General features: G+C 67.8%; 26 protein-coding genes and 1 other RNA gene. 15 read left to right on the top strand and 12 right to left on the bottom strand.

The genetic code is table 11. The features are described 5' to 3' along the window. Nucleotides 1–13 precede the first annotated feature (13 nt). From OG405_RS18400 to OG405_RS18410, 3 genes are all read right to left on the bottom strand, one after another. Nucleotides 14–3,025, bottom strand: coding sequence for a bifunctional [glutamine synthetase] adenylyltransferase/[glutamine synthetase]-adenylyl-L-tyrosine phosphorylase (locus OG405_RS18400; RefSeq protein WP_327147711.1), 3,012 nt, complete (start codon nt 3,023–3,025; stop codon nt 14–16). A 133-nt stretch (nt 3,026–3,158) separates the two neighbouring features. Beyond that, nucleotides 3,159–4,496: a type I glutamate--ammonia ligase gene (glnA, locus tag OG405_RS18405; RefSeq protein ID WP_327147712.1), complete on the bottom strand. Its 1,338-nt coding sequence runs from the start codon at nt 4,494–4,496 to the stop codon at nt 3,159–3,161. 64 nt (nt 4,497–4,560) lie between these two features. After that, nucleotides 4,561–6,045, bottom strand: a complete 1,485-nt coding sequence (locus tag OG405_RS18410) for an alpha/beta hydrolase (protein WP_327152393.1) — start codon at nt 6,043–6,045, stop codon at nt 4,561–4,563. 220 nt (nt 6,046–6,265) lie between these two features. Here OG405_RS18410 and panB point away from each other — a divergent pair, with 220 nt between their 5' ends. The 4 genes from panB to OG405_RS18430 all read left to right on the top strand — a co-directional run bounded on the left by panB (nt 6,266) and on the right by OG405_RS18430 (nt 9,554). Beyond that, nucleotides 6,266–7,165: a 3-methyl-2-oxobutanoate hydroxymethyltransferase gene (panB, locus tag OG405_RS18415; RefSeq protein WP_442790581.1), complete on the top strand. Its 900-nt coding sequence runs from the start codon at nt 6,266–6,268 to the stop codon at nt 7,163–7,165. A gap of 88 nt (nt 7,166–7,253) precedes the next feature. Continuing rightward, nucleotides 7,254–7,709, top strand: a complete 456-nt coding sequence (locus OG405_RS18420; protein ID WP_327147713.1) for a hypothetical protein — start codon at nt 7,254–7,256, stop codon at nt 7,707–7,709. Beyond that, complete coding sequence (pip, locus tag OG405_RS18425; protein ID WP_327147714.1) at nt 7,709–8,680, top strand: prolyl aminopeptidase; 972 nt, start codon at nt 7,709–7,711, stop codon at nt 8,678–8,680. The genes OG405_RS18420 and pip overlap by 1 nt, the downstream gene beginning before the upstream one ends. Continuing rightward, nucleotides 8,673–9,554 (top strand): CHAD domain-containing protein, encoded by an 882-nt coding sequence (locus OG405_RS18430; protein ID WP_327147715.1) that lies wholly within the window; start codon nt 8,673–8,675, stop codon nt 9,552–9,554. Before pip ends, OG405_RS18430 begins: the two co-directional genes overlap by 8 nt. Before the next feature lie 123 nt (nt 9,555–9,677). Here OG405_RS18430 and OG405_RS18435 read toward each other — a convergent pair whose 3' ends face one another. From OG405_RS18435 to rnpB, 3 genes are all read right to left on the bottom strand, one after another. Continuing rightward, nucleotides 9,678–9,974 (bottom strand): hypothetical protein, encoded by a 297-nt coding sequence (locus OG405_RS18435; protein WP_327147716.1) that lies wholly within the window; start codon nt 9,972–9,974, stop codon nt 9,678–9,680. A 575-nt stretch (nt 9,975–10,549) separates the two neighbouring features. Next, nucleotides 10,550–11,377 (bottom strand): NAD(P)H-binding protein, encoded by an 828-nt coding sequence (locus OG405_RS18440; RefSeq protein ID WP_327147717.1) that lies wholly within the window; start codon nt 11,375–11,377, stop codon nt 10,550–10,552. A 68-nt stretch (nt 11,378–11,445) separates the two neighbouring features. Beyond that, an RNA gene (rnpB, locus tag OG405_RS18445) (RNase P RNA component class A) lies at nt 11,446–11,861 on the bottom strand. Nucleotides 11,862–12,200: 339 nt separating this feature from the next. On the opposite strand from rnpB, the gene OG405_RS18450 reads away from it, so the two are divergent. Next, nucleotides 12,201–13,088: an alpha/beta hydrolase gene (locus tag OG405_RS18450; protein ID WP_327147718.1), complete on the top strand. Its 888-nt coding sequence runs from the start codon at nt 12,201–12,203 to the stop codon at nt 13,086–13,088. Between the two features lie 118 nt (nt 13,089–13,206). On the opposite strand, the gene OG405_RS18455 is transcribed toward OG405_RS18450, so the two are convergent. Both OG405_RS18455 and OG405_RS18460 read right to left on the bottom strand, forming a co-directional pair. Continuing rightward, entirely contained in the window at nt 13,207–13,656 is a 450-nt protein-coding gene (locus OG405_RS18455; protein ID WP_327147719.1) for a DUF4870 domain-containing protein, read from the bottom strand. Nucleotides 13,657–13,799: 143 nt separating this feature from the next. Next, nucleotides 13,800–14,411 carry a TetR/AcrR family transcriptional regulator gene (locus OG405_RS18460; RefSeq protein WP_327147720.1) on the bottom strand — a complete coding sequence of 204 codons (612 nt, stop codon included), beginning with the start codon at nt 14,409–14,411 and terminating at the stop codon, nt 13,800–13,802. Between the two features lie 29 nt (nt 14,412–14,440). Between OG405_RS18460 and OG405_RS18465 the strand changes: the two genes are divergently transcribed. The 3 genes from OG405_RS18465 (at nt 14,441) to OG405_RS18475 (ending at nt 16,573) form a co-directional block, all read left to right on the top strand. Further along, nucleotides 14,441–14,788 carry a DUF6463 family protein gene (locus OG405_RS18465; RefSeq protein ID WP_327147721.1) on the top strand — a complete coding sequence of 116 codons (348 nt, stop codon included), beginning with the start codon at nt 14,441–14,443 and terminating at the stop codon, nt 14,786–14,788. Between the two features lie 167 nt (nt 14,789–14,955). Continuing rightward, nucleotides 14,956–15,708 (top strand): 3-oxoacyl-ACP reductase FabG, encoded by a 753-nt coding sequence (fabG, locus tag OG405_RS18470; RefSeq protein ID WP_327147722.1) that lies wholly within the window; start codon nt 14,956–14,958, stop codon nt 15,706–15,708. A gap of 61 nt (nt 15,709–15,769) precedes the next feature. After that, nucleotides 15,770–16,573 (top strand): alpha/beta fold hydrolase, encoded by an 804-nt coding sequence (locus tag OG405_RS18475; RefSeq protein ID WP_327147723.1) that lies wholly within the window; start codon nt 15,770–15,772, stop codon nt 16,571–16,573. Nucleotides 16,574–16,687: 114 nt separating this feature from the next. Here the strand turns inward: OG405_RS18475 and OG405_RS18480 are convergent, their stop codons facing one another. Beyond that, nucleotides 16,688–17,080 (bottom strand): MerR family transcriptional regulator, encoded by a 393-nt coding sequence (locus tag OG405_RS18480; protein ID WP_327147724.1) that lies wholly within the window; start codon nt 17,078–17,080, stop codon nt 16,688–16,690. 57 nt (nt 17,081–17,137) lie between these two features. Between OG405_RS18480 and OG405_RS18485 the strand changes: the two genes are divergently transcribed. Beyond that, nucleotides 17,138–18,706, top strand: a complete 1,569-nt coding sequence (locus OG405_RS18485; protein WP_327147725.1) for an MFS transporter — start codon at nt 17,138–17,140, stop codon at nt 18,704–18,706. Nucleotides 18,707–18,836: 130 nt separating this feature from the next. On the opposite strand, the gene OG405_RS18490 is transcribed toward OG405_RS18485, so the two are convergent. Both OG405_RS18490 and OG405_RS18495 read right to left on the bottom strand, forming a co-directional pair. Continuing rightward, nucleotides 18,837–18,989 (bottom strand): hypothetical protein, encoded by a 153-nt coding sequence (locus tag OG405_RS18490; RefSeq protein ID WP_327147726.1) that lies wholly within the window; start codon nt 18,987–18,989, stop codon nt 18,837–18,839. Between the two features lie 353 nt (nt 18,990–19,342). After that, nucleotides 19,343–19,948 (bottom strand): TetR/AcrR family transcriptional regulator, encoded by a 606-nt coding sequence (locus tag OG405_RS18495; protein WP_327147727.1) that lies wholly within the window; start codon nt 19,946–19,948, stop codon nt 19,343–19,345. 94 nt (nt 19,949–20,042) lie between these two features. Between OG405_RS18495 and OG405_RS18500 the strand changes: the two genes are divergently transcribed. From OG405_RS18500 to OG405_RS18525, 6 genes are all read left to right on the top strand, one after another. After that, nucleotides 20,043–20,690 carry an FMN-dependent NADH-azoreductase gene (locus OG405_RS18500; RefSeq protein ID WP_327147728.1) on the top strand — a complete coding sequence of 216 codons (648 nt, stop codon included), beginning with the start codon at nt 20,043–20,045 and terminating at the stop codon, nt 20,688–20,690. Nucleotide 20,691: 1 nt separating this feature from the next. Further along, the gene (locus OG405_RS18505) at nt 20,692–21,012 is read left to right on the top strand and encodes a DMT family transporter (protein ID WP_327147729.1); all 321 of its coding nucleotides are present in this window, start codon (nt 20,692–20,694) and stop codon (nt 21,010–21,012) included. Nucleotides 21,013–21,149: 137 nt separating this feature from the next. Beyond that, on the top strand, nt 21,150–21,548 hold the full coding sequence (locus tag OG405_RS18510; protein ID WP_327147730.1) for a TOBE domain-containing protein: 399 nt from the start codon (nt 21,150–21,152) through the stop codon (nt 21,546–21,548). Between the two features lie 2 nt (nt 21,549–21,550). Beyond that, on the top strand, nt 21,551–22,351 hold the full coding sequence (gene modA / locus OG405_RS18515) for a molybdate ABC transporter substrate-binding protein (RefSeq protein ID WP_327147731.1): 801 nt from the start codon (nt 21,551–21,553) through the stop codon (nt 22,349–22,351). 32 nt (nt 22,352–22,383) lie between these two features. After that, on the top strand, nt 22,384–23,187 hold the full coding sequence (gene modB, locus OG405_RS18520) for a molybdate ABC transporter permease subunit (RefSeq protein WP_327152395.1): 804 nt from the start codon (nt 22,384–22,386) through the stop codon (nt 23,185–23,187). Beyond that, nucleotides 23,184–24,233, top strand: a complete 1,050-nt coding sequence (locus OG405_RS18525) for an ABC transporter ATP-binding protein (protein ID WP_327147732.1) — start codon at nt 23,184–23,186, stop codon at nt 24,231–24,233. The genes modB and OG405_RS18525 overlap by 4 nt, the downstream gene beginning before the upstream one ends. On the opposite strand, the gene OG405_RS18530 is transcribed toward OG405_RS18525, so the two are convergent. After that, nucleotides 24,221–24,640, bottom strand: coding sequence for a hypothetical protein (locus tag OG405_RS18530; protein WP_327147733.1), 420 nt, complete (start codon nt 24,638–24,640; stop codon nt 24,221–24,223). The genes OG405_RS18525 and OG405_RS18530 overlap by 13 nt on opposite strands. Between the last annotated feature and the right edge of the window lie 96 nt (nt 24,641–24,736).

Here is a 24,736-nt window from a genome sequence, read left to right on the forward strand (position 1 = left end):
CCGACCGCGCTCGTCAAACACCGAAAACCCGCTCCACCACTGCCCGCGCCCGCCGGGTGATCCGCAGGTAATTGTCGAGGAACTCACCGCCGTCGTCGGTCGGCCAGCCCGCCACCCGGGCCACCGCCGACAGCGTCGTCCCCGGACCGGGCAACTGATCCGAGGGCTTACCACGCACCAGGACCAGCGCGTTGCGGGCCGCCGTCGCGGTGATCCAGGACTGACGCAGCAGATCGGTATCGACCGGGTCCAACAGTTCCGACTGTTCGATGACGTCGAGCGATTCCAGCGTCGAGGTGTTGTGCAGGGCCGGGATCTCGTGGGCGTGCCGTAATTGCAGCAACTGCACGGTCCATTCGATATCGGCCAGGCCGCCGCGACCGAGTTTGGTGTGGGTGGCGGGGTCCGCGCCGCGCGGCAGCCGTTCGGAATCGACACGGGCCTTGATCCGGCGGATCTCGCGGACCGATTCAGCGGAGACGCCACCGGCCGGGTAACGCACTCCGTCGATCGTATGCAGGAAACGCAGGCCGAGCTGCTGGTCGCCGGCGACCTGATGGGCGCGCAGCAGGGCCTGCACCTCCCACGGCTGCGCCCACTGGCGGTAATAGGCGTCATAGGCGGCCAGAGTGCGCACGAGCGGACCACTGCGCCCCTCCGGCCGCAAGCCGGCATCGACCTGCAGCGGCGGATCGGTGCTGGGGGCGCCGAGCAGTTTCTGCACCTGTTCGGCGATACTGTTGGCCCATTTCACGGCGACGTGCTCTTCTTCGCCGGGACGCGGATCGCAGACGAACAACACATCGGCGTCGGATCCGTACCCGAGCTCCATACCGCCCAGCCGACCCATCCCGATCACGGCGAAATCGGCGGGCGCGGGCGCGCCCCGCTCGGCGACACTGGCCCGGATCACCGCGCGCAGTGAGGCCTCGAGCACCGCCACCCATACCGCGGACAGCGCGGCGCAGACCTTCGGAACATCGAGCAGACCCAGCAGATCCGCCGACGCCACCCGGGCGAGTTCGTGCCGACGCAGCGACCGGGCGGTCGCCACCGCGCGCTTGGGATCGGTGTATCGGTCGGCGGCGGTGAGGATTCCGCCTGCCACCTCGACCGGCTGGGTGCGCAGCAGCAGCGGCCCGTGCGGGCCGTCGGCATACATGCGGATGGTCTCGGGAGCGTTGATCAGCAGGTCCGGCAGATACGCCGAGGAGCCCAGCACCATCATCAGCCGCTGCCCTACCGCACCTTCGTCGCGCAGTACCCGCAGATACCAGTCCTGGTCCACCAGCCCTTCCGACACCCGCCGGTAGGCGAGCAGACCGGCGTCCGGGTCGGGGGTTTCGCCGAGCCATTCCAGCAGGGTCGGCAACAGCAGCGCCTGGATCCGGCCTTTACGCGAGACGCCGCTGGTGAGCGCACGCAGATGTCCCAGCGCGTGTTCGGGCGAGGCGTAGCCGAGGGCGGCGAGCTGGCGGACGGCGGCATCAGGGCTCAGCCGCAGCGCGTCCGAGTCCAACCGGGCCACCGATTCCAGCAGCGGCCGGTAGAAGAGTTTGGTGTGCAGTCGGCGGATGCGACCGGTCTGCCGGCGCAGCTCGGCCTGCAACACACCCGCGGCGTCGCGTTTACCGTCCGGGCGGATATGGGCGGCCCGGGCCAGCCACCGCATCCCCTCCTCGTCGTCGGCCGCGGGCAGCGTATGGGTGCGTTTGAGCCGTTGCAACTGCAATCGGTGTTCGAGCAGGCGCAGGAATTCGTAGGAGGCCGTGAGGTTGGCGGCGTCCTCGCGGCCGACGTAACCGCGTGCGGCCAACGCCGCGAGGGCTTCCACAGTGCCCTGGACATGCAGCTTCGGATCGACCCGGCCGTGCACGAGTTGCAGCAGCTGGACGGCGAACTCCACATCGCGCAGGCTGCCGCTGCCGAGCTTGAGTTCGCGGTCGCGCAGTTCGGCGGGCACCAGATTCTCCACCCGGCGGCGCATCGCCTGCACATCGGGCACGAAATCCGGACGTTCGGAGGCGGTCCACACCAGTGCGTCGGTGGCCGACCGGTACTGCTCGCCCAGTTCCAGGTCCCCGGTCATCGGCCGCGCCTTGAGCAGCGCCTGGAACTCCCAGGTCCGCGCCCAGCGCTGGTAGTAGGCCAGATGGGAGTCGAGCGTGCGCACCAGCGCGCCGGCCTTACCTTCCGGACGCAGCGCCGCATCCACATCGAAGAACGCCGAGGAGCCCACGGTCATCAATTCGGCGGCCAGCCGGGTGGCGATCGCGTCGGCGGGTTCGGCGACGAACACGATATCGACATCGCTGACGTAATTGAGTTCGCACGCCCCGCTCTTGCCCATGGCGATGACCGCCAGCCGGACCGGGCACGGCTCATCCCGGCACACCCGGGCCACCGCCACCGCCAGCGCGGCGGTGAGCGCGGCATCGGCGAGCGCGGTGAGCTGGCGACCGATCTGCTCGTACGGGATCACCGGCTCGTCCTCGACGGTCGCGGCCAGATCCACGGCGGCCAGCAGCATGAGCTGATCGCGGTAACGTTTGCGAAGGTGCGCGACCGTTTCCGGGCCGGATTCGGTGGCCCGGAACAGCATCGGCGCGGCATGGGGCCCGGACTCCGGTTCGGCCGCCACCACCGCGAGCAGATCCGTGATCAACTCGTCGCGCCCGGGCAGCTCCTCCCGGCGCAGCAACGTCCACGATCCGGGATCGGCGACCAGATGATCGCCGAGTGCGGTCGAGGCACCCAGCAGCGCGAACAGCCGGCCGCGCAGCATCCGTTCGGTGCGGATCGCCGAATCCAGTTCGGACCAGTCGTTTCCGAGCGCCTCGGACAATCTGACCAGGGTGTTCAGTGCTAGGTCGGCATCCGGGGACCTCGACAGCGACCACAGGACCGGAATGCTCTCGACGTTGTCCCAGCCGAGGGATTTCAGCGATGCGGCCGCTGTCGGCTCGAGCAATCCGAGGCGGCCGGCACCGGGGACGGCGGACCGGGCGGACGGTGGGCGGACCATGAGCTCAAGGTACCCACAAAAGGGCCCCGAGTGCGCCGGACCCCTCGGCCGCTCGAGGTCGTGGAGCTGTCACGCGTCGCGGACCGGCAGACGACCCGCGACGCACGGTTACCGGCTCGGTACGAGCCGCAGGTCAGAGTCCCAGATATTCGCGCAGTTCGAACGGGGTCACCTGGGCCCGGTAATCCGCCCACTCCCGACGCTTGTTGCGCAGGAAGAAGTCGAATACGTGCTCACCGAGTGTTTCGGCGACCAGTTCGGACCGCTCCATGGCGTGCAGCGCCTCGTCCAGCGTGCCGGGCAGTTCCTTGAAGCCCATGGCGCGCCGTTCGGCCGCGGTGAGCGACCAGACATCGTCCTCGGCCTCCGCCGGCAGGGTGTAACCCTTCTCGACACCGCGCAGACCGGCGGCCAGCAGTACCGCGAAGGACAGGTAGGGGTTGCAGGCGGAATCGGGGCTGCGGATCTCGACGCGCCGTGACGACGATTTGTTCGGGGTGTACATGGGCACCCGGACCAGCGCCGACCGGTTGGACCGGCCCCACGACGCCGCGGTCGGCGCCTCGCCGCCGTGGATGAGGCGCTTGTACGAGTTCACCCACTGGTTGGTGATGGCACTGATCTCGTGGGCGTGTTCGAGAATGCCCGCGATGAAGGCCCGGGCAGTGGAGGAGAGGTTGTCCGGGTCGTCGGGATCGGAGAACGCGTTCGCCTCGCCCTCGAACAGGCTCATATGCGTGTGCATGGCCGAACCCGGGTACTGGGCGAACGGTTTGGGCATGAACGTAGCGCGCACACCCTCGTCGATCGCGACTTCCTTGATCAGGTAACGGAAGGTCATCACGTTATCGGCCATCGACAGTGCGTCGGCGTAGCGCAGGTCGATCTCCTGCTGGCCGGGCGCGCCCTCGTGATGACTGAACTCCACCGAGATACCCATGGATTCGAGGGCATCGATGGCGTGGCGCCGGAAATTCGGCGCGGAGTCGTGGACCGCCTGGTCGAAGAATCCACCGGTATCGGCGGGGATCGGGTCGACGCCGTCGGGCTGGTTCTTCAGCAGAAAGAACTCGATCTCCGGGTGCACGTAGCAGCTGAACCCGACATCTCCGGCCTTGTTGAGCTGACGCCGCAGCACATGGCGGGGGTCGGCCCACGACGGTGAACCGTCGGGCATGGTGATATCGCAGAACATCCGGGCGGAATGCTGATGGCCCTTACTGGAGGACCACGGCAGCACCTGGAAGGTCGATGGATCGGGCCGGGCTACCATATCGGCCTCGGAGATCCGGGCGAACCCTTCGATGGCGGATCCGTCGAAGCCGATGCCCTCTTCGAACGCCCCCTCGAGTTCGGCGGGCGCGATGGCGACGGACTTCAGATAGCCCAGTACGTCGGTGAACCAGAGACGTACGAAGCGGATATCCCGCTCTTCGAGCGTCCGCAGCACGAATTCCTTCTGGCGATCCATGACCGCGAGAGTAGGCACCTGGCGTTAAATCCGTGTTACATGACGGGCTGCGCTGTGTGTCGGGTCAACAGCGCAGTCCCTCCGCCGGAGTCCGCAGGTCCACCAGATAACTCACGACCGCGTCGTCCACGCAGGCCGCGCCGCCGGTGAGGACCACCGTATGGCTGTCGCCCTCATGGGTGATCAGCGCCGCACCGAGCTGGTCGGCGAGATCGACCCCGGCCTGGTAAGGGGTGGCCGGGTCACCGGTGGTCGACACCACCACGATCTCGGGTAGTCCCTGTACGGAGATGTCGTGCGGTCGGCTGGTGTTGGGCACCGGCCAGTCGGTGCACAGCTCCAGCGGCGCCGCACCGGTGCCCTGTCCGTCGTCCAGGAAGGGAGCGGCCCGCCGATATTCGGTGTCCTGGCGCCCGGCGACCGCCCGATCCGTGACCCGCGGATCGTCCACACAGCGGATCGCGTCGAAGGCATCGGTGAGATTGCTGTAGGTGCCGTCGTCGCGGCGGCCGTTGTACATATCGGCGAGTTGCAGCAACGTATCGCCGCGCCCCTCGGACAGTTCGGTGAGCCCGACCGTGAGCACCGGCCAGAAATCGGCGCCGTACAGAGTCTGCTGCACACCGGTGATCGCGTCGTCGTAGCTGAGGCCGCGAGGATCGGTGGTGGCCGCCGGAGCGTCCCAGAGAGGGTCGACCAGCGCACGGAACCGCGGCACCGCCTGGGCCGGGTCGGTTCCCAGCGGGCATTCCCGGGATTGCGCACAGTCCGCGGCGTAGGCGTCGAAAGCCTTCTGGAAACCCGCGGCCTGCCGCAGCGATTCGGCGACCGGGTCCTGTGAGGGGTCGATGGCGCCGTCGAGCACCATGGCACGCACGTTGCCCGGATACTTCTCCGCGTACGCAGAGCCGAGCCGGGTGCCGTAGGAGTAGCCCAGATAGGTCAGCTTCGGATCACCCAGGACCGCCCGGAGGATATCCATGTCCTGGATCACCTCCCGGGTCCCGACATGGGCGAGAAAATCCGTGCCGGTGCGGACCACGCAGCGGTCCGCGTAATCCCGGTTCTCGGTCTCGGCTTCGGCGATGCCCTCCGGAGTATTCGGCGCGGGGAGTTCGGCTCGTTCCGCATCGGCTTCCGGCGGCGTCAGGCAGTCGACCGCAGGCGTGGAGGCACCCACTCCGCGCGGATCGAATCCCACCCGGTCGAACCGTTCGGCCAGTTCGGTCCCGCCGCCGAGCATCACGGTGGACAGCCCGGACATTCCCGGACCGCCGGGGTTGATCAGCAGCGACCCGATCTTCGCGCCGGAGGCACGCGTCCTGGACACGGCCAGTTGCGCGGTCGGACCGTCGGGGTCGGCATAATCGATTGGAACCTCGACCCGGGCGCACTGCGCGGCGGGTGGCAGCGCCTCCCCGGGATCGGTGTAGCCGGCACAGGGCTCCCAGGACGGTGTCTGGGAATAGAAACGACTCAGCTCGGCGGGGACCGGCGCGGGCGGGGCCGGTTGCTCCCGGACCTCGTCCGCACACCCCGCGACAAGCATCGCCGCCGCCAGCACACCCGCCAGCACTCCACACCCGCTCCGCACCGCCGCAATGCTAGCGGGAGGCGATCCCCACCTCGGGGATGTGACGAATCGCACCTGGTCGTGGGCTTAATTCGGGCTCGGGCTCGGGTGCACACTGGAAGGCGTCAACCACACCCGGGGACCCGGTCAGGGCCTCGAGGAGACGAAAGGGACGATGATGTCCGTATCATCCAGCATGCCCGATTCCACCGCGGAAACGCCCGTCTACGGCGCCGCCACCAGGCAAGACAGCGACACCGCTGTATCCGAGAGCGGCACCGCCGCTGTATCGAAACCAGCCCGGCGACCCACCCGCGTCCAGCATCTACAGCAGATGAAGGCGACGGGCGAACGCTGGGCCATGCTCACCGCCTACGACTACTCCAGCGCCCGCCTCTTCGATGAGGCCGGCATCCCGGTACTCCTGATCGGCGACTCCGCCGCCAATGTGGTGTACGGGTACGAGACCACCGTGCCCATCACAACCGACGAGCTGATCCCGCTGGTCCGCGGCGTGGTACGCGGCGCCCCGCACGCGCTGGTGGTGGCGGATCTGCCGTTCGGCAGCTACGAGGGCTCGCCGGAACAGGCACTCGCCACGGCGACCCGGTTCATGAAGGAGGGCGGCGCGCACGCGGTGAAACTCGAGGGCGGTGAACGCGTAGCCGACCAGATCCGGTTGCTCACCGCCGCCGGTATCCCGGTGATGGCCCATATCGGATTCACTCCGCAGAGCGTCAACACACTGGGCGGTTATCGCGTCCAAGGTCGCGGCGCGGGCGCGGAAGGGCTGCTCGCCGACGCGATCGCGGTGCAGGCCGCGGGTGCTTTCTCGGTGGTGATGGAGATGGTGCCGGCCGAGGTCGCGGGCCAGGTCACCAGCAAACTCACCATTCCCACCGTCGGCATCGGGGCCGGCGCCGACTGTGACGCCCAGGTGCTCGTCTGGCAGGACATGGCCGGGTTCACCAGTGGGAAGACCGCGAAGTTCGTGAAGCGTTTCGCCGCGGTCGGCGACGAACTGCGCGGGGCGGCCGCCACCTACGCCGACGAGGTACGCCGAGGAACATTCCCGGGTCCGGAACACAGTTTCTGACCCGGAGCCGGACTCGGAGCTGCCCCCCACCCCGGCGCGGGATGGCAAACTCGGTGTCGACGGTTTCGACTCGAGGTCAGAGGTACTGATGCGGCGACGCGCTTGGACAACACGGGGTGCCCTCACGGTGGCGGGAGTGTGCGGGGCGGTGCTGCTCACCGGTTGCGGCGGTGAGCTGATCGGTTCGCCGGAGTCTTCTCCCGCCGCTTCCGGCGCCTCCACCACATCCGCGACCACCTCGGGGACCGAGAGCAGCGCCGCGCCCGCCACCCCGCTCGAGGTCCCGGACAAAGCCGCCCGGAACCTGTGCGACATGATGCGTCCGGAGCTGCCGAACTGGCGAGTCCAGGGCCCGACGCTGGGGCGGATCGGCCTCAACGCCATGGTCCACGAATGGGCGCTCACCAACGGCGGTATCAACGCCCAGGTCCTGGCCGACAAGACCGTGGTGGACCGGGTGACCATCGAGAGCTGTTCCGATGTGCACAGTGAGGCCATCCGGGCGCTGGAACTCCCCGATCTGGCCTCCGGCCTGGCGTTCTGATGCGCCCGCTGTACCCACCGATCGAACCCTACGATCACGGCATGCTCGAGGTCGGCGACGGCCAGGCGGTGTATTGGGAGACCAGCGGCAATCCGGACGGCAAGCCCGCGGTGTTCCTGCACGGCGGGCCGGGCGGTGGCACCTCCCCGCTGAACCGCCGGTACTTCGATCCGGACCACTACCGGATCGTGCTGCTGGATCAGCGCGGCTGCGGCCGCTCGACCCCGCATATCGCCGACGGCGCCGACCTGTCGGTCAACACGACCGCGCACCTGATCGCCGATATCGAAGAGCTGCGCCGGAAACTCGATATCGAGCGGTGGCTGGTGTTCGGTGGATCCTGGGGTTCGACCCTGGCGTTGGCCTACGCCCAGCTGCACCCGGAGCGGGTCACCGAACTGGTGCTGCGGGGTATCTTCCTGCTGCGCCGCAAGGAAATCGACTGGTACTACAACGGCAGCGCCGGCTACGTCTATCCGGACGAGTGGGAGAAATTCCTGGCCCCGGTTCCGGAAGCCGAACGCGGCGGTGATCTGGTGGAGGCCTACCACCGGCTGCTGAACTCCGCCGACTCGGAGATCGCCACCGCGGCGGCGCTCGCCTGGACCACCTGGGAGAGCTCGACCAGTTCGCTTCGTCCCGACCCGGCCCGGGTGGCCGAGACCTCCGACTCCCGTTTCGCGCTCGCCTTCGCGCGGATCGAGAACCACTATTTCCGGCACGGCGGTTTTCTCGACGAGGCCCAATTGCTGCGCGATATCGGTGCGATCACCCATATTCCCGCCGTGATCGTGCAGGGTCGCCACGATATCGTCTGCCCCGCGGTCAGCGCGTGGGACCTACATCGGGCCTGGTCCGGCTCCCGCCTGCACATCGTCGACGATGCCGGGCATTCCGCGGCCGAACCCGGGATCGTTCATCATCTGGTCGAGGCGACCGATATGTTCGCGGCGGTGGAAAGTCATGGGTGACAAGCCGATCGAGTCGGGCCCCGCGCTCACCGAAGCCCTGCGTGCCGATATCGAACGCCTGCTCACCGCCGAACCGGACGTGCGGGCCGACGCCGACGATTCGGTACACCAGATGCGGGTGGCGACCCGGCGGTTGCGCAGTGTGCTGCGCTCCTACAAAGCCCTGCTCGAATCGGACGCGGACAACCGGATCCGCACCGAACTCGCCTGGCTGGCCGGGATACTGGGCGTGGCCCGCGATGCGGAGGTTCGCGCGGAACGGTTCGCCGCGCTGCTCGACCGGTACGCCGCCCCCGATTCCGCCGCCCTGGAGTCCACCCGGGATCGCCTGGTCCGCGCCGAGCGCGACCGGTACGCCGCCGCGCACGGTGAGGTGCTCACGGCATTGGACAGCGACCGTTATCGCGCGATGCGGCGAGAGTTGAAGAAATGGCGTAAGGCCCCGCCACTGCGCGATTCGGTGGCCGGCACACCGGCGGGTGAGATGTTCGAGACGGTGCTGCGCAAGGACCGTAAGCGGGTGCGCCGGCTGGTGCGATCCGAGCCTACCGTGGCGCCCGTCGAACGGGTCGAGCTGCTGCACGATATCCGTAAGAGCGCCAAACGTTTACGGTATTCGTGCGAGGCCGCCACCGCGGTTCTCGGCGATCCCGCCGCGGATCTGGGTAAACGTGCGAAACATCTGCAGACGGTGCTGGGCGATCACCGCGACGCGGTCGAATCGTACGACGCGCTGCGCATCCGGGCCGCCGAGGCACATACCGTCGGCGAGGACACCGCCCTGTTCGAAACACTCGCCGATGCCGAGGACACCGCTGCCGGCCGCTGCCTGGCGCAGTATCCCGCGGCCGCGGCCGCCATCGACACAGCCTGAATCACAACTTCGTAAACCGATGTGGCACAACAATTTTCGGTCCGCCTCGGCGAGGCCGGAAAGATCCGGGCCGGTACCGGGTCGCCCCGGTACCGGCCCGATGGTACGGAAATTCCGTATGAACTACTGCAATGCCAGCATCGAGCCGCTCAGTTCGTGCAACGGCCCGAACATCGTGAATACCACTCGGCCGTTCGGATAGGTCGAGGAGACGGCCGCGGCCGAGTCCAGCGCCTGACCGAACGACGGAGCCGACGGATGCGGAATACCCGCCACCATCTGCCCGACATTGTTCTGATCCACCCAGCGAGTGTCCGCCGGGCTGAGGTCCACCCGCACTCCACCGGGCAGCGGTGTCACCGCGACGGCACCGGCCGAGCCGGCGCCCACGGTAGCGAGAACAGATGCGGCCCCGGCCATCAAAGCTCCGGTTGCCAAGGTACGTGCTACCCGCATATGTGTTGTGACCTGTCTTCCGATAGGTATGGATCGGCCCGTTCGTGAACTCCAGGGGACCGAACGAGCCTGCCGACCCCGCCCACTTTATGACGGCGATCACCATTTATGCCAGTTGTACACGAATCCCGCCGGAAAAGATCGCGCCCACCGGGCAACTGATACTGTGGCGAACCGTAAGCGTCCGACTACATCCCGAGCTGGAGTTTCCTCACGTATGTCAACTCTCATCTATGACTATCTGCTCCCCCTGATCGGCCCCCAGCAGGCCATGACGCTGGCACAGATGCTCGTGATCGGTCCCTCGGCCTGAGCAGCCGCTGGATGAACGTCGTCTCCCGCCCCGGCGGGGGACGGTGTCCATCTCGCGGAGTAACCATCCGGCCGTGAACAGACCTCTGTCCTTACTCACCGCACTCACCGCGATCTTCACCGAAACATCCGTGGCCCGGTGAATTCCGTGGTGCGGCAACCGCCGTGGAATTCCCGGTAAATGATCATCGGCACGAATCGCTCGGGCGAAACGGCGGATTTTCCGATCAGCCGCCCTCGACTGCCGCACCGAAGAATTCGGCGGCGTACCGCACCGCCCATTGCGCGAACGTCGTCGCCGGACGACCCAGAATTTCTTCGGCCACCCGATTCGGTGGCAGAGTGTGCTCGTCGAGCCCGATGAGGACATTGTCGACATACCATTGCGCGGTATCGCCCATCGCCGGACTCAACGCTCGCACGGTCTCCTCGCGGGTGGCGCTCACGAATCCGATCTCGCGGCCCAGCGCGACAGCGATCTCGCGCGAAAGCTGGGCTCGGCTCAGCTTCTCCGGACCGGTCAGCGCGTACGCCCGGCCCAGATGCCCGTCCTCGGTCAGCGCGACGGCCGCCACCGCCGCGATATCGTCCATGGCGATCGGTGTACTGGCTGCGTCGGGGTCGGGTTCGCGTACCACACCGGTCTCCCGGATCTGCTGTGCCCACATCCCGGTGTTCTCCATGAAATCCCCGGGCCACAAATGAGTCCAGGCGATCCCGCTGCCTTCGACCGCTGTCGCGATCGCGCCCCACCAACTGTCCGGCTCACCGGACAGATCGACGATATGGCGCACCCCGGCCGCCCGAGCCAGGTCCACCACCTCCTGCGCCCCCTCCCCGATGGACGCCAGATACATCCGATCCACCCCCTCGAACGCCGCGGGCAACGTCTCGGGTCTGCGGAGATACCCGCGAACCGCCTCGACCCCGACCGGCAGTGCCGCCTTCTCCGGATCGACGGTGAGCGCGCGGATATCGGTCGCACCCCGTGCCAGCAGCTGATCGACGACCTTGCGGCCGATATTGCCGGTGGCGCCGGTGACCAGAACAGTCATATCCACTTTCCTCCCGAATCCTCCCCGATACGACGCCGGCGCCGGTCGCAGCGCGACCGGCCGCCGGGCGGATGAGCCGGCCAGTAAGCCGGATCCTGTCCCCGGTTCGCACCGGGGGGCGGCCATCCATCTGGGCACACCGTCGCCGGGTACCTCGAGCGGTCCACCCGCAGGCTCGGGCGAGCAGCCCTCGAACGCCTGCGCAACCGCACCGCGAGGTGCGATCTTCGACCTTGCTCCGGGCGGGGTTTACCGAGCCGCCCCGGTCACCCGGGGCGCTGGTGCGCTCTTACCGCACCGTTTCACCCTTACCGCACGGCCCTCGCGGACCGTGGGCGGTCTGTTTTCTGTGGCACTGTCCCGCGGGTCACCCCGGGTTGCCGTTAGCAACCGCCCTGCTCTGTGGAGTCCGGACTTTCCTCGACACCGAGCGTGGCACCACTCCGGTGCCCGTTCCCGGCGTCGCGACCGCCCGGCCGACTCATCCGCCGCAACAGAATACTCGGTCCCGATCGGCGGCGGTCCACCGCGCACGCCACGAACCGAACCCACCGGCCGCCGCGACGGGCGTGCCGGCGGACTTCTGCTCGGCCGGGTCACCGCGGCACTGCGGTTCCCTTCCGCCGCGCTGCGCCGGTGATCATCGACGGCGGCGCGGCTCTCGGACCGATCGGCTCGGCCGGCCGGCTTGCTGTGGGTCGCGTGATTGCTCGCGTACGGCGTCGCGCTGGTCCGGCGGAACCGCACGAATCCACCGGCACCACTGTCTGTCCAGCCGGGCGGATAGCTCACCGCCGATGACAACTCGGTACGGTCGATGCTCATGGAGCGTGTCGAGGTCGGCTTCCCATCGGGAGGTCAGAAATGTGCCGGCTGGTTATATCTACCGGCCGGCCCACCCAAGCCTCGCCCCATCGTAGTGATGGGGCACGGGTTGGGGGCCAACAGGGAGATGGGTCTGGATCGATTCGCGCGGCGCTTCGCCGCGGCGGGGATGGGGGTGCTGATCTTCGACTACCGGCACTTCGGGGGCAGCGACGGCGACCCCCGGCAGGTGGTCAATATCGCACGGCAGCGCGAGGATTGGACCGCCGCCGTGGCCTACGCCCGCACGCTACGCGGTTTCGATGCCACCCGTATCGCACTGTGGGGCACCTCGCTGGGCGGCGGGCATGCCCTGTCGGTGGCCCCGGACGATGCCTATATCGCGGCGGTGGTGGCACAGGTTCCGTTCGTCAGCGGATTCTCCTCGGCACTGGCGAAGGGACCGCTGAGTTTCGTCAAGGTGGGCTTCCTGGCGGCATCCGACCTGGTGTTCGGCACGATTCTGCGCAAACAGGTCCAGATCCGGCTGGCCGGTCGTAAACGCGCCACGGCCATGTTGACCGGTTCGGATGTACCGGGCGGATTCGGGCGGCTGGCCGAGGACAGTCCGAGCTATCGGCCGAAGATCGCGGCCCGGGCCGCCTTCTCGATCCTGTTCGACCGCCCGGCCCGGCATGTGAAGGAATTGAAGATGCCGGTGCTGTACGCGCTGTGCGACAACGATTCGATCACCCCGGTGAAGCCGGCGCTGCGGGCCGCCGCGAAAACCAAACACGCGGTGGTGAAACGGTATCCGGCAGGCCATTTCGACCTGTACTTCGACGACCTGTTCGAGCAGACCGTCTACGACCAGACCGAATTCCTCACCTCGGTACTGCGTCCCTGACCGTGCGTCCCTGACCGTGCGTCCCTGACCGTGCGTACCGGATACCACTGCACCCATCCGGTACCACACGAATGTTCCCGGGCCGGCGGTTCGAGCGCCGGCCCGGGAACACTTGTTGTTACTTCACGAGCGAGAGATTGAACGGGTACTTGTACTCGCGGCCGTTGTTGGCCGCGATCCCGGCGAGCACCGAGAACACGATGCCCGCGATCCAGACGATCGGGAACAGCAGCAGCCCGATCAGCACGATCATCAGTGCCGCCGACACCACGTAGGCGATGGCCAGCAAGATCTGGAAGTTCAACGCGTCCACCGCATGCCGGCGCACGAACTCGTCACGGTCCTTGTACATCACCCAGACGATGAGCGGTGCGACGAAACCGAGCACGATACCGCCGAAATGAGCCAGCATGGCCCAGGTCTTGGCATCGGAAGGTGAAACCGGCGGCTGATTCGGTGCGCCGTAGGGTTGCCGGCCGGGCCCGTAGACCGGTTGGGCACCGGCGGCGGGCTGCGAGGGATAGGGTTTGCCTGTCGTCGGATCATACGGAGACTGAGGTGTGGTCATCACATTCCAAACTGCCTGGCGAGTAGGGCAATTCGAGAATAGATGGCGGGTCGGCCATTTGGGGAGTGCATAAGATCCACACCTAGGGTGAGTGTGTTCGGTGAGTGATGGTGCCCGGGTCGGGGTATAGGGACCACGCCGAATCAGCGCGATGCCGGGCGAGCGGCGGCTCCGGACGCGAATTCGCGCACGACAGCACCCGAGGCGGTGGCGACGACATCGTCGACCCATTCGGGAATCGGGGCCGCCCGGGCGATGAAGTCCCGGACCAGGCCGTACGGGATGGCCTTGACCGCAGCGCCCGCGATTGCCATCGCGCGTTCATCGGCGACGCCCAGTTGCACGCCGACGGCATCGCGTAGCGCGGCGTTCATATCGTCGTTGACGGTGTCGATCGCGGCCCGCAGATCGGCGGGCCCGATATCGAGCAACTCGTCGCGGTGGAACATCTTCATCGCCCGAGCCTCGGTGGGGTGATCACGGCAATATCGAGGCAGGTACGCCGCGGCGGCGAGCAGCGGGCCGGGTCCGGACAGCGCCTCGATGAAACCGGCATGGAAACGGCGGATCGAGCGCAGCCACAGCCGCGCGAGCAACTCGTCGCGGGAAGCGAACCGCACGTAGATCGATCCGGTCGGAATTCCGGCGACCCCACTGATCGCAGCTATCGCCGGTCGGGTGATCGCCGGGTCGACCAGCAGGTCGCGGGCCGCGTCGAGGATGTGATCTTCGGTGAAGAGCCGGGGTCTTGCCACCGGGACAGCCTAGGACATAGTTTTAGAATATGAATTCGAAAACTCGGTTCCCGCTGACCGGCAGCCTGCTCATCTTCATCGGGGCGGCCCATACTGTGCTGGGCATCGTCGTCTGGGTAACGAAAGACCAGGACACCGAACTCTCGTTCTGGTTCACCGCGTTCGGTGTCGCCGCGATCGCCCTGGGTATCGCCGTTGCCGAAATGGAGCGGTCCCGCGGTTACGTCACTGCTCCCGTGCTCGCGGCGACCGCGGCACTGACCGCCTTCGGCCTCGCCTTCGAGCCGGTATCCGGTTTCCTCACGGTTCTGCTCCCCCTCGCCATCGGCACCGGCGGCTGGATCAGCAGGCGGAACCTCGCCCCCGCAGCGGCCTAGTCGAACTGCGACGAGCGAGCAGGGGGCGCCGGTCCAGCCCTGGCCCGCACTGTCCGGTACGCACAGCAGCCGATCGCCGATCTTGTCCGGCCGCCCTCTCGATCCGTGGCCCCACACGCTGTTAGATGGCGTGAGAACAGTCGACCACACGAGAGGACTTCGAACTGATGACCGAGAGGATCGCAGTAGTATCCGGCGCCGCCCGCGGAATCGGGGCGGCCATCGCCAAACGTCTGGCGTCCGACGGACTGCAGGTCGGGGTGCTCGACCTCGACGAATCCGCCTGCGCCGAAACCGTCTCGGCGATCGAGAGTGCCGGCGGGAAGGCGATCGCGCTCGGCGCGGATGTCAGTAAAGAGGACTCGGTGAACGCCGCGGTGGAGCGGCTGGCCGGGGAACTCGGCGCGCCCACGGTCGTGGTGAACAACGCCGGGGTACTGCGCGACAATCTGCTGTTCAAGATGAGCGTCGACGACTGGGACACCGTCCTGGGCGTCCATCTGCGTGGTGCCTTCCTGCTGACCCGGGCCGCCCAGAAGTACATGGTCGAACAGAAATGGGGCCGTATCGTCAATATGTCCAGCACCTCGGCGCTGGGCAATCGCGGCCAGGTGAACTACTCCGCCGCGAAGGCCGGTATGCAGGGCTTCACCAAAACTCTGGCCTTCGAACTGGGTAAGTACGGGGTCACGGCCAACGCGATCGCACCCGGCTTCATCGTCACCGATATGACCGCGGCCACCGCCGCGCGGGTCGGGGTCGATTTCGAGGACTTCCAGAAGGGTGCCGCAGCGCAGATCCCGGTGAACCGGGTCGGCTACCCGGAGGATATCGCGCATACCGCCTCGTTCCTGGTGAGCGAGGGGGCGGGGTTCGTGTCGGGTCAGGTCATCTATGTCGCGGGTGGTCCGCGGGACTGACAACCGTGGCGGGCGGGGTGATTTGACCTTCACGTTGATGTGAGCCTTTTAGGCTGTCCGCATGCCATCGCACTCGAGTACCCGGCTCACCGACACTCCCTTGACCGGCTTCATCTACGGCAGTGGGCCGGGCTTATTGCTCGCACACGGTGCGAGCAGCGACATACAGGACAGTTTCGGCCCGCTCATCGACCGCTTGGCGGACACGAACACCGTTATCGCCCCCGACTATCCGGGTTCGGGCGAGACACCGCCCGACCCGGAGCCGCTCACCCTGGACGGCCTGGCCGACCAGCTCGTGCGCAGCGCGATCGGATCCGGCCGGGACAAGGTCGCAATCCTCGGTTTCTCCACTGGATCGCCGGTCGCGGTGCGCGCCGCGACTCGGCACCCGGAGCGGGTCAGCGCGCTCATCCTCTCCGCCGGACTGGTCCGCCCCAACCCTCGACTGCGCTTGATCGTCGACACATGGCGGCAGCTCGCCCGAGCCGGCGATCAGCGCGCCCTCGCCGCCTACCTGGTCCTCATCGGCTGGAGCGCGGCCTGGCTCGAAGACCTCTCCGCATCGGAACTCACCGAACTCGCCGATGAGATTCCGCCGAATCTGCCGCCGGGCGCCGATGCCCAACTCGACCTGCTCAGCAGGGTCGACATCCGCGCCGACCTCGCCGAGATCACCGTCCCGGTGCTGGTTGTCGCCGGGGCGCACGATCAGGTGATCTCACAGAATCTGACCGAACAGCTCGCAAACGGTATCCCCGGAGCCGGACTGGTGGTGCTGGATTCGGGTCACGCGCTGGCCGCCGAGCGGCCTGCGGAATGGGCCGACGCGATCCTCGAATTCCTGTCCACAGTGCGCCGATGAACTCCGAACGGCCCCACCCGAGGGGGCCGTTCGTCGGCGGCGGATCGAGAATCACGTTCAGCGAACACCGGTATGACCGGTCCACTCGGCAGACCGGAAAGTGCGTATCAGGCGTCAGCCGTTCGCGCTGAGCTCGGCGACGGCGCGGACCACGTCCGGTGGCGCGGTCGCGATGACGTCGTCCAGGGCACGGCGTGCCGTTTCGAGATCGCGAATGTTGGAGTCGATGCGGTCGCGTTCCCGGTACAGGTCGACCAATAGTTCCGGGCACTCGGCGATGAGCCGCCCGTCGCCGACGGTGAGGCAGGGCAGCAGGTCGGCGATGGTGGTCGTGGACAAACCCGCGGCGAGCAGACTGCGGACGTTCAGCACGGTCTCGACGTCGGATTCGCTGTACTCCCGATACCCCGACGGTTGTCGGTGCGGCCGCAGCAACCCCTGTTCCTCGTAGTAGCGCAGCAGTCGCTGACTGACCCCGGTTCGCCGCTGCAACGTCCCGATTCGCATCACAACCTCCAGAACGACCTTGACTCTCACATTGATGTGAGACTTTAGCGTAGCCGCATGTCCGATTCAGATCTATTGCGCGAAGACCGACCCAGGCCGTTGTCCGCCGGCCCACGCGAATGGCTCGGCCTCGCCGTTCTCGCCCTGCCCACCCTGCTGCTCGCGATGGACGTCACCGTTCTCTACCTCGCCGTACCGCACCTGACCGCGGATCTGCGGCCGACCGGAATCGAACAGCTGTGGATCGCCGATATCTACGGCTTCATGATCGCCGGATTCCTCATCACCATGGGCACGGTCGGCGACCGTGTCGGTCGGCGCAAACTGCTGATGCTCGGCGCGAGCGCGTTCGGCGGGGCGTCCGTGCTCGCCGCGTTCGCCACCGAACCGCTGCTGCTGATCATCGCCCGCGCGCTGCTCGGGATCGCGGGCGCCACCCTGATGCCTTCGACACTCGCGTTGATCAGCAACATGTTCCGTGACGCCGGGCAACGCGCGACAGCGATCGGGGTGTGGGCCACCTGCATGTCGGCGGGTATGGCGGCCGGTCCGATCATCGGGGGCCTGATGCTGGAATCGTTCTGGTGGGGGTCGGTCTTCCTGCTCGCAGTGCCGGTGATGGCGCTGTTGCTCGTCACCGCTCCGGTGCTGCTGCCGGAATATCGAGACCCGGCAGCGGGCCGGATCGACCTGCCGAGCGTGTCGATGTCGCTGTTCACGATTCTGCCGGTGATCTACGGCATCAAGAAGCTGGCCGAACACGGTCCTTCCGTGGGGTCTGCCGCGGCGTTGGTGATCGGCGGCTGCTTCGGTCTGCTGTTCGTCCGGAGGCAGGCCGCACTCACCGACCCGCTGCTCGATCTGCGCATGTTCGGCAACCCGACTTTCCGCGCGGCGCTGCTGATTCTGCTCCTGGCCCTCGGCACGGTCGGCGGGATCTATCTGTTCATCACGCAGTATCTCCAGCTGGTGCGCGGCCTGTCACCGCTGAGCGCCGGCCTGTGGCTCCTGCCCCCGGCCGGCGCGCTGATCGTCGCGTCGACGCTGACGCCGATCATCGCGCGCCGGGTCGAGCCGAGATTCCTCATCGCCGGCGCGCTGGCTGTCGCGACGCTCGGCTACCTCACGCTCGCGTTCGTCGATGCCGTCGGCGGGCTGCCACTGCTGGTATCGGGTTTCACGCTTGTCTATATCGGAATCAGCCCCCTCATGGTGCTCGGCACCGATCTGATCATCGGCACGGCGCCGCCGGAGAAAGCGGGCGCCGCGGCAGCGATATCGGAAACCAGTATGGAGTTCGGCGTCGCGACGGGCATCGCAGTCCTCGGCGTTCTCGGCACGGCGATCTACCGCGCCGATATCGCTGCCGCCCCGATACCCACGATGCCCGTGGAGGCGCGTGAGGCGGCCGCGGATTCGCTCGCTGCCGCCGATGCCGCCGCGGCGGAACTTGCGCCACAACTCGGCGAGACCGTGCTGATCGCGGCCCGTGCGGCGTTCACGGACGGGCTCACCGTCGCGGCCCTGGTGTGTGCGGCGATCACAGCAGCGCTTGCTGTCGTGGCCGCCGGGCTGCTCCGGCCGACAGTCGCATCGGAAGGCTCCACCGACGCTTCCTTACCGTGACGAGTCGGCGGATCAGCACAGATATGGCCCACCCGCACCCGGCCCGATCAGCGACCATCGCTGACCGGGCCGCACACCTCAGGTCCCGAGTTCCTCGGCCCGCTCATGCCGGCCCCCGCACCTCCGCCGGTCATGCGTTCGGCCGATGGTGCCGCAACCGCTCCAAGAGGACAGCGAGCAGGGCGACCCGTTCGGGCATGGCGTTCACGTCGACATGTTCGGTGCGGGCGTGTGAGTGCCCACCCACCGCGCCGAGCCCGTCCAGCGTGGGCACACCGATCACGGCGGTCAGGTTGCCGTCCGAGGCGCCACCGGACCGAACGGCCCGCAGCGGTACCGGACTTCACCGCGCCACCGTCCGCGCTGGGCTCGGACACCAGGACTGCTGGCTCCCGCACCCCGGTCTGCGGCGCACCACCGGTCTCTGGCGACAATCTCAGCGTCGACGACATCGCCTCGCTGTTCACGGCCACCAGGCCCGCCGACTCCGCGGCTACGTTCGGCAACCGTGTGGTCCTGCCGCTTCCGGCGATCAGCTCCCACTGATTCGCGGAATCACCCCGCCGAGCTCGGATTGCTCGACGCGCGAGTGCGGGTGCGTGCCGAGCGGGATTCGCGCCTCTCCCGCCGCGAAGGTCAATCGGTAGCGAACGCGATGACGGCGTGGGCGAGGGCGGCGAGCGCACGGGCGATCTGTGGGGACCCGATGCCCTGCTCGCGCTGATGCCGGTAGACCTCCACCGCCACCGGGGCGAGCAGGATATCGACGAGCGAATCGGGTTGTGTCACCCCGGCTTCCACCAGCAGCGACCGGACGTGTGCCGACCAGAACCCATAGGCGCCGGTGGCGAACCGCGCTCCCCCGCTCTCCGCGCCCAGGACGAGATCGGCATGCGCGTCGAGTAGTTCGACCATGGCCGTGTAGAAGGCGGCCAGCCGCTCCGCCGGGGGCGCGCCCGGACCCAAGGGCGGCGCCCCGCCGAGCAACTGTCGCTGGAGCGCCCGTTCGTGGTCGTCCAGCAATGCCACCGCGACGGCGCCGGTATCGGGGTAGCGGCGATACAGCGTGCCGCGGCCCACCCCGGCGGCCTTCGCGATGTCGTCCATGGTCACCGTACGCGGATCACGGGTGGTGAACAGTTCGGCCGCCGCGGCGAGAATCTTGGCTCGATTCCGTGCCGCGTCTGCCCGTTCGGTGCCACCGGTCGCCGGCGCCGCGAGCAGGTCCGCGCGAATATCCATACCGACACCCTAACCGCAATAAGTGGACACCGCGTCCGTTTAGCCTTACGCTCAAATAAGTGGACACCGCGTCCACTTATTTGGAGGTTTACTCATGCCGACGTTGTTGCACCTGGATGCGAGCGCACGTACCCATTCGATCAGCAGGGCGGTGAGCGCCGCGTTCGCCGAGTCCTGGCGCGTCGACCATCCCGGCGCGGGCTATGTGTACCGGGATCTGGCGGCCGATCCGGTGCCGTTCATCGATGCCGGGTGGACCGAGATCTGCGACGCAGCTCTCGCCGCGGGCACCACCGACCCCGACCACTTCGCCGCGCTGGTGCGCACACCCGCCCAGGCCGCCAGCTGGCGGATCGTCGAACCATTGCTGACCGAACTGCTCGCCGCCGATATCGTGCTCATCGGCACGCCGATGTACAACTATTCTGTTCCCGCGGCACTCAAGGCGTGGCTCGACCAGGTGACCTTTCCGCGCATATCGCTGGCACCACGCCGCTTCGTGGTCGCCACCGCCCGCGGGGGCGCCTACTCGCCCGGTACACCCAAGGCCGCCTACGACTATCAGGAGCGCTATCTCCGCGATTTCTTCGCGGGTCATTTCACCGTGACCGATACGGTTTTCATCAATACCGAGCTGGCCAACTCGCGCCAGGACCCGGCGCTGGCGGCATTGCGCGGCCGGCACGACGCGTCGTATGCGCTCGCCCTCGACACCGCCCGCGAACTCGGTAAGAGGTACTGAAATGAGCTGGCTCGTACTGATCCTGGCCGGCGCGGTCGAGATCGCCTGGTCCCAGAGCATCAAACCGACGCAGAACTTCACCCGGCCCTTGCCCACCCTGCTCTGCTTCGTACTCGCCGCAGTCGCGGTATACCTGCTTTCGTATGCGATGCAAACCCTGCCCGTCGGCACCGCCTACGCCGTCTTCACCGGTATCGGCGCACTCGGCGCTATCGGCCTCGGCGTGATCGTCCACAAAGACCCGCTCACCGCGGGCCGAGTGCTGGCACTGTCGATGATCGTCGGCGGTATCGTGCTCGCCCGGACCACCGACCCGGGTTGACGGGCCGCAGTCCCGGCTGCTGAATGTCTCTCGGGTCGTTGCAGGTTCCAGTCGATACCGCATCCGCTATCGGCTGGTTGGGAAGTACGCCACTTTTCCCACTTTTACTCCGCATACTCGGATATATAATCCGATCTGTGACGTATCTGCGGATCAAGGAAGCCGCCGGGCTGCTCGGTGTCAGTGATGACACCGTGCGGCGCTGGATAGATCAGGGGCGGCTCCCGTCGATCCAGCTGGAGAACGGGCGCAAAGGTGTGCGCGGCCGGGATCTGGCCGAATTCGCCCGGCAGAACGCCGAGGCGCCCGAACCCGGGGTGACCGTGGCGGCATCGGCCCGCAACCGGATGCGCGGCATCGTGACGCGGGTGGTCACCGATACGGTGATGGCGCAGGTGGAGATGCAGGCCGGGCCGTTCCGGCTGGTCTCCCTGCTGAGCCGGGAATCGGTGGACGAACTCGGGATCGAAGTGGGCAGTGTGACGGTCGCGTCGGTCAAATCGACGCATGTGGTGGTCGAGATACCGGAGAGCTGACGATGAGAACAGTGGTAGGACGGATTCTGCGCTGCTCGGTCCCGGCGGCCGTGCTGGTCACCGTGCTGGCGGGCTGTGCCGGTGAGGATTCCGGCGACGACTCCGGCAACATTTCGGCCGACGGGATCAACGGGACGGTCACCGTTTTCGCCGCGGCCTCGCTGACCGAAACCTTCACCACGCTCGGCGAGCAGTTCGAGCAGGCTCATCCCGGGGTCGATGTGGTGTTCAGCTTCGGCGGCAGTTCGGCGCTGGCCGAACAGATCGGGCAGGGTGCACCGGCCGATGTGTTCGCCTCGGCGGCACCGCGCAATATGGAGCAGGTGATGGAGTCGGGTGAGGTCACCGCCGGGCCGGTCACCTTCGTCCGCAACCGCCTCGAGGTCGCGGTGCCCACCGGCAACCCGGGCAGTATCAGCGGCCTGGCCGATTTCGGCCGCCCCGAACCGCGGATCGCGTTGTGCGCCGAACAGGTGCCGTGCGGCGCGACGGCCGACGAAGTCTTCGCCGCAGTCGGGGTGACCCCGCAACCCGATACCCGGGAACCCGACGTGAAAGCGGTACTGACCAAGGTCACCCTCGGCGAGGTCGACGCCGCGCTGGTGTACCGGACAGATGTCCGGGCCGCGGGCGACAAGGTCACCGGAATCGAGTTCCCCGAATCGGACAAGGCCATCAACGACTATCCGATCGCGCCGGTGGCGACAGCGCCCAACCCGGCCGCCGCCACGGCGTTCGTCGACTTCGTGATGTCGCCGCAGGCTCGATCGGTGTTCACCATGGCCGGTTTCGACACCCCGTGACCACGGGCTCGGTGCGGCGCCGGACGACGGCACTGCGCCGGCGCCGGGCAGTACGCGGCCGGCGACCGCTCGTGCTGGTCGTCCCCGCGTTACTGGGTCTGCTGTTCCTGCTGATCCCCTTGGCCGGGCTCCTGGTCCGGGCGCCCTGGCGGGATCTGCCGGAACGATTGTTCAGCGCGGAAGTCGGTCAGGCGCTGCGGCTCTCACTGGTATGCGCGAGTCTCGCCACGGCGCTGTGCCTGGTACTGGGTATTCCACTGGCCTGGCTGCTCGCCCGCGGCGAACTGCCGGGGCGCGGGCTGGTGCGGGCACTGGTCACCGTGCCGCTGGTACTGCCCCCCGTGGTCGGCGGTGTGGCATTACTGCTGGTACTGGGCAGGCGTGGCCTGGTGGGGCGCTATCTGTACGACTGGTTCGGTATCGCCTTACCGTTCACTACCGCGGGGGTGGTCGTGGCCGAGGCCTTCGTGGCGATGCCGTTCCTGGTGATATCGGTGGAGGGCGCGCTGCGCGGTGCCGACCCGCGCTACGAGGAGGCAGCGGCGACCCTCGGGGCGTCGCGCTGGCTGACGTTCCGGCGGGTGACCCTGCCCTCGATCCTGCCGGGAGTGGTCGCCGGGACGGTGCTCTGCTGGGCGCGGGCGCTCGGCGAATTCGGTGCCACGATCACCTTCGCCGGTAACTTTCCGGGCAAGACCACCACCATGCCGCTGGCGGTCTACCTGGCGCTGGAAACCGATCCGGCCGCGGCGATCGTGCTGAGCCTGGTGCTGTTGCTGGTCTCGGTGGTCGTGCTGGCCGCGCTCCGCGAACGCTGGCTGCGGGGGGTGCTGTGACCCTGACCGCCGAACTGCGGTTGACCCGTGGTGATTTCTCCCTCGACCTGGACCTCGACCTCGCGCCCGGTGAAGTCGTCGCGCTGCTGGGTCCCAACGGCGCCGGTAAGACCACCGCACTGCGCGCCCTGGCCGGACTCACCCCGCTCACGGCGGGGTCGATCCGACTCGGTGACCGGGTGTGGGATGCGCCGCCACGAGAGTTCGTCCCCCCCGAACGCCGTTCGGCCGGGGTCGTGTTCCAGGACTATCTGCTCTTCGCCCATCTCGACGCACTCGACAACGTGGCCTTCGGGCTGCGCGCTCGCGGGCTACGCCGGGCCGCCGCTCGCGAGCGGGCTGCTCGCTGGCTGGAGCGAGTAGGCCTGGCCGACCACACGCATACCCGGCCGCGCGCACTCTCCGGCGGACAGGCTCAGCGGGTCGCACTGGCCCGGGCCCTCGCCGTCGAACCGGAACTTCTGCTGCTGGACGAGCCCCTCGCGGCACTGGACGCGGCGACCCGGGTCCGGGTGCGTTCCGAACTCGACCGTCATCTCGGCGATTATCCCGGGCATACGCTGCTGGTCACCCACGATCCACTCGATGCCATGGTCCTCGCCGACCGGCTCGTCATCGTGGAGGACGGAGTGCTGGTCCAGCAGGGTCCGCCCGGTGAGGTCGCACGCCGGCCCCGGTCCGATTACGTCGCGGACCTGGTGGGGCTCAATCTCTTCCGCGGGACCGCGTCGGGCACGGTGATCCGGCTCGACGGTGGTGGCGAGCTCACCGTCGCCGAACCCGCCACCGGCCCGGTGCATCTCACCTTCGCGCCGTCGGCGGTGGGCCTGCATCCGGAGTGCCCCACCGGCAGTCCGCGCAACACCTGGCCGGTGACGGTGGCCGGTCTCGAACAGCACGCCCACACCGTGCGGGTCCGGCTCGACGGGGCGGTCCCGGCGCTGGCGGATATCACTGCGGCCACGGTGGCGGATCTGCGGATCCGGCCCGGCTCGCAGCTGTGGGCGGCGCTCAAGGCCACCGAGATCCACTGCTATCCGGCCTGATCCGCGACCATCCGGCGCAGGCCCGCGTATTCCAGAGCCGCGAACACCGCGACGACAGCGGCGCCGATGAGGAAGAAGACGACGCCGAAGCCGGTGAGATCGAGCAGACCGGCGAACGGTAGCGCCAGCAGGCCCAGAACACAGACCGAGTTGACCGCGACGACTCCCGCCGCGTGCCGGGGCGAGATAATCGGATAGCCGGCGATGAGCAGCAGAACCAGCGCACCCCCGAGCATGGCGACACCGAATGGGACCGACCACGAGACCGGCATCCCCAGCGGATCCCGCAGCGGCACGGCACCGGCGAGCATCAGGATGCCGAAGGCACCCGTGCCCCAGCCGTCGAGGCGCAGAGTACGGCGCAGCAGGTCGTCGGCGGCGGGCGCGGACAGGGTGACGGTGCTCATGATGGTCTGCCTCTCGGATCGGCACTGGTGGTTCCGGCACCGACTGTGCCGTCGCTCGGTCAGCGTTTCAATGACCTCGGAGGTCATGGCGGCCGC

The organism is Nocardia sp. NBC_01329 (assembly GCF_035956715.1).
In the GTDB taxonomy this organism is placed as follows: Bacteria; Actinomycetota; Actinomycetes; order Mycobacteriales; family Mycobacteriaceae; genus Nocardia.

Bases quoted from the DNA above. Each gene is read 5' to 3' on its own strand.
- OG405_RS18400 (WP_327147711.1), bottom strand. From the start codon at position 3,025: ATGGTCCGCCCACCGTCCGCCCGGTCCGCCGTCCCCGGTGCCGGCCGC.
- glnA (WP_327147712.1), bottom strand. From the start codon at position 4,496: ATGGATCGCCAGAAGGAATTCGTGCTGCGGACGCTCGAAGAGCGGGAT.
- OG405_RS18410 (WP_327152393.1), bottom strand. From the start codon at position 6,045: ATGCTTGTCGCGGGGTGTGCGGACGAGGTCCGGGAGCAACCGGCCCCG.
- panB (WP_442790581.1), top strand. From the start codon at position 6,266: ATGCCCGATTCCACCGCGGAAACGCCCGTCTACGGCGCCGCCACCAGG.
- OG405_RS18420 (WP_327147713.1), top strand. From the start codon at position 7,254: ATGCGGCGACGCGCTTGGACAACACGGGGTGCCCTCACGGTGGCGGGA.
- pip (WP_327147714.1), top strand. From the start codon at position 7,709: ATGCGCCCGCTGTACCCACCGATCGAACCCTACGATCACGGCATGCTC.
- OG405_RS18430 (WP_327147715.1), top strand. From the start codon at position 8,673: ATGGGTGACAAGCCGATCGAGTCGGGCCCCGCGCTCACCGAAGCCCTG.
- OG405_RS18435 (WP_327147716.1), bottom strand. From the start codon at position 9,974: ATGGCCGGGGCCGCATCTGTTCTCGCTACCGTGGGCGCCGGCTCGGCC.
- OG405_RS18440 (WP_327147717.1), bottom strand. From the start codon at position 11,377: ATGACTGTTCTGGTCACCGGCGCCACCGGCAATATCGGCCGCAAGGTC.
- OG405_RS18450 (WP_327147718.1), top strand. From the start codon at position 12,201: ATGGAGCGTGTCGAGGTCGGCTTCCCATCGGGAGGTCAGAAATGTGCC.
- OG405_RS18455 (WP_327147719.1), bottom strand. From the start codon at position 13,656: ATGACCACACCTCAGTCTCCGTATGATCCGACGACAGGCAAACCCTAT.
- OG405_RS18465 (WP_327147721.1), top strand. From the start codon at position 14,441: ATGAATTCGAAAACTCGGTTCCCGCTGACCGGCAGCCTGCTCATCTTC.
- fabG (WP_327147722.1), top strand. From the start codon at position 14,956: ATGACCGAGAGGATCGCAGTAGTATCCGGCGCCGCCCGCGGAATCGGG.
- OG405_RS18475 (WP_327147723.1), top strand. From the start codon at position 15,770: ATGCCATCGCACTCGAGTACCCGGCTCACCGACACTCCCTTGACCGGC.
- OG405_RS18480 (WP_327147724.1), bottom strand. From the start codon at position 17,080: ATGCGAATCGGGACGTTGCAGCGGCGAACCGGGGTCAGTCAGCGACTG.
- OG405_RS18485 (WP_327147725.1), top strand. From the start codon at position 17,138: ATGTCCGATTCAGATCTATTGCGCGAAGACCGACCCAGGCCGTTGTCC.
- OG405_RS18495 (WP_327147727.1), bottom strand. From the start codon at position 19,948: ATGGATATTCGCGCGGACCTGCTCGCGGCGCCGGCGACCGGTGGCACC.
- OG405_RS18500 (WP_327147728.1), top strand. From the start codon at position 20,043: ATGCCGACGTTGTTGCACCTGGATGCGAGCGCACGTACCCATTCGATC.
- OG405_RS18505 (WP_327147729.1), top strand. From the start codon at position 20,692: ATGAGCTGGCTCGTACTGATCCTGGCCGGCGCGGTCGAGATCGCCTGG.
- modA (WP_327147731.1), top strand. From the start codon at position 21,551: ATGAGAACAGTGGTAGGACGGATTCTGCGCTGCTCGGTCCCGGCGGCC.
- OG405_RS18530 (WP_327147733.1), bottom strand. From the start codon at position 24,640: ATGAGCACCGTCACCCTGTCCGCGCCCGCCGCCGACGACCTGCTGCGC.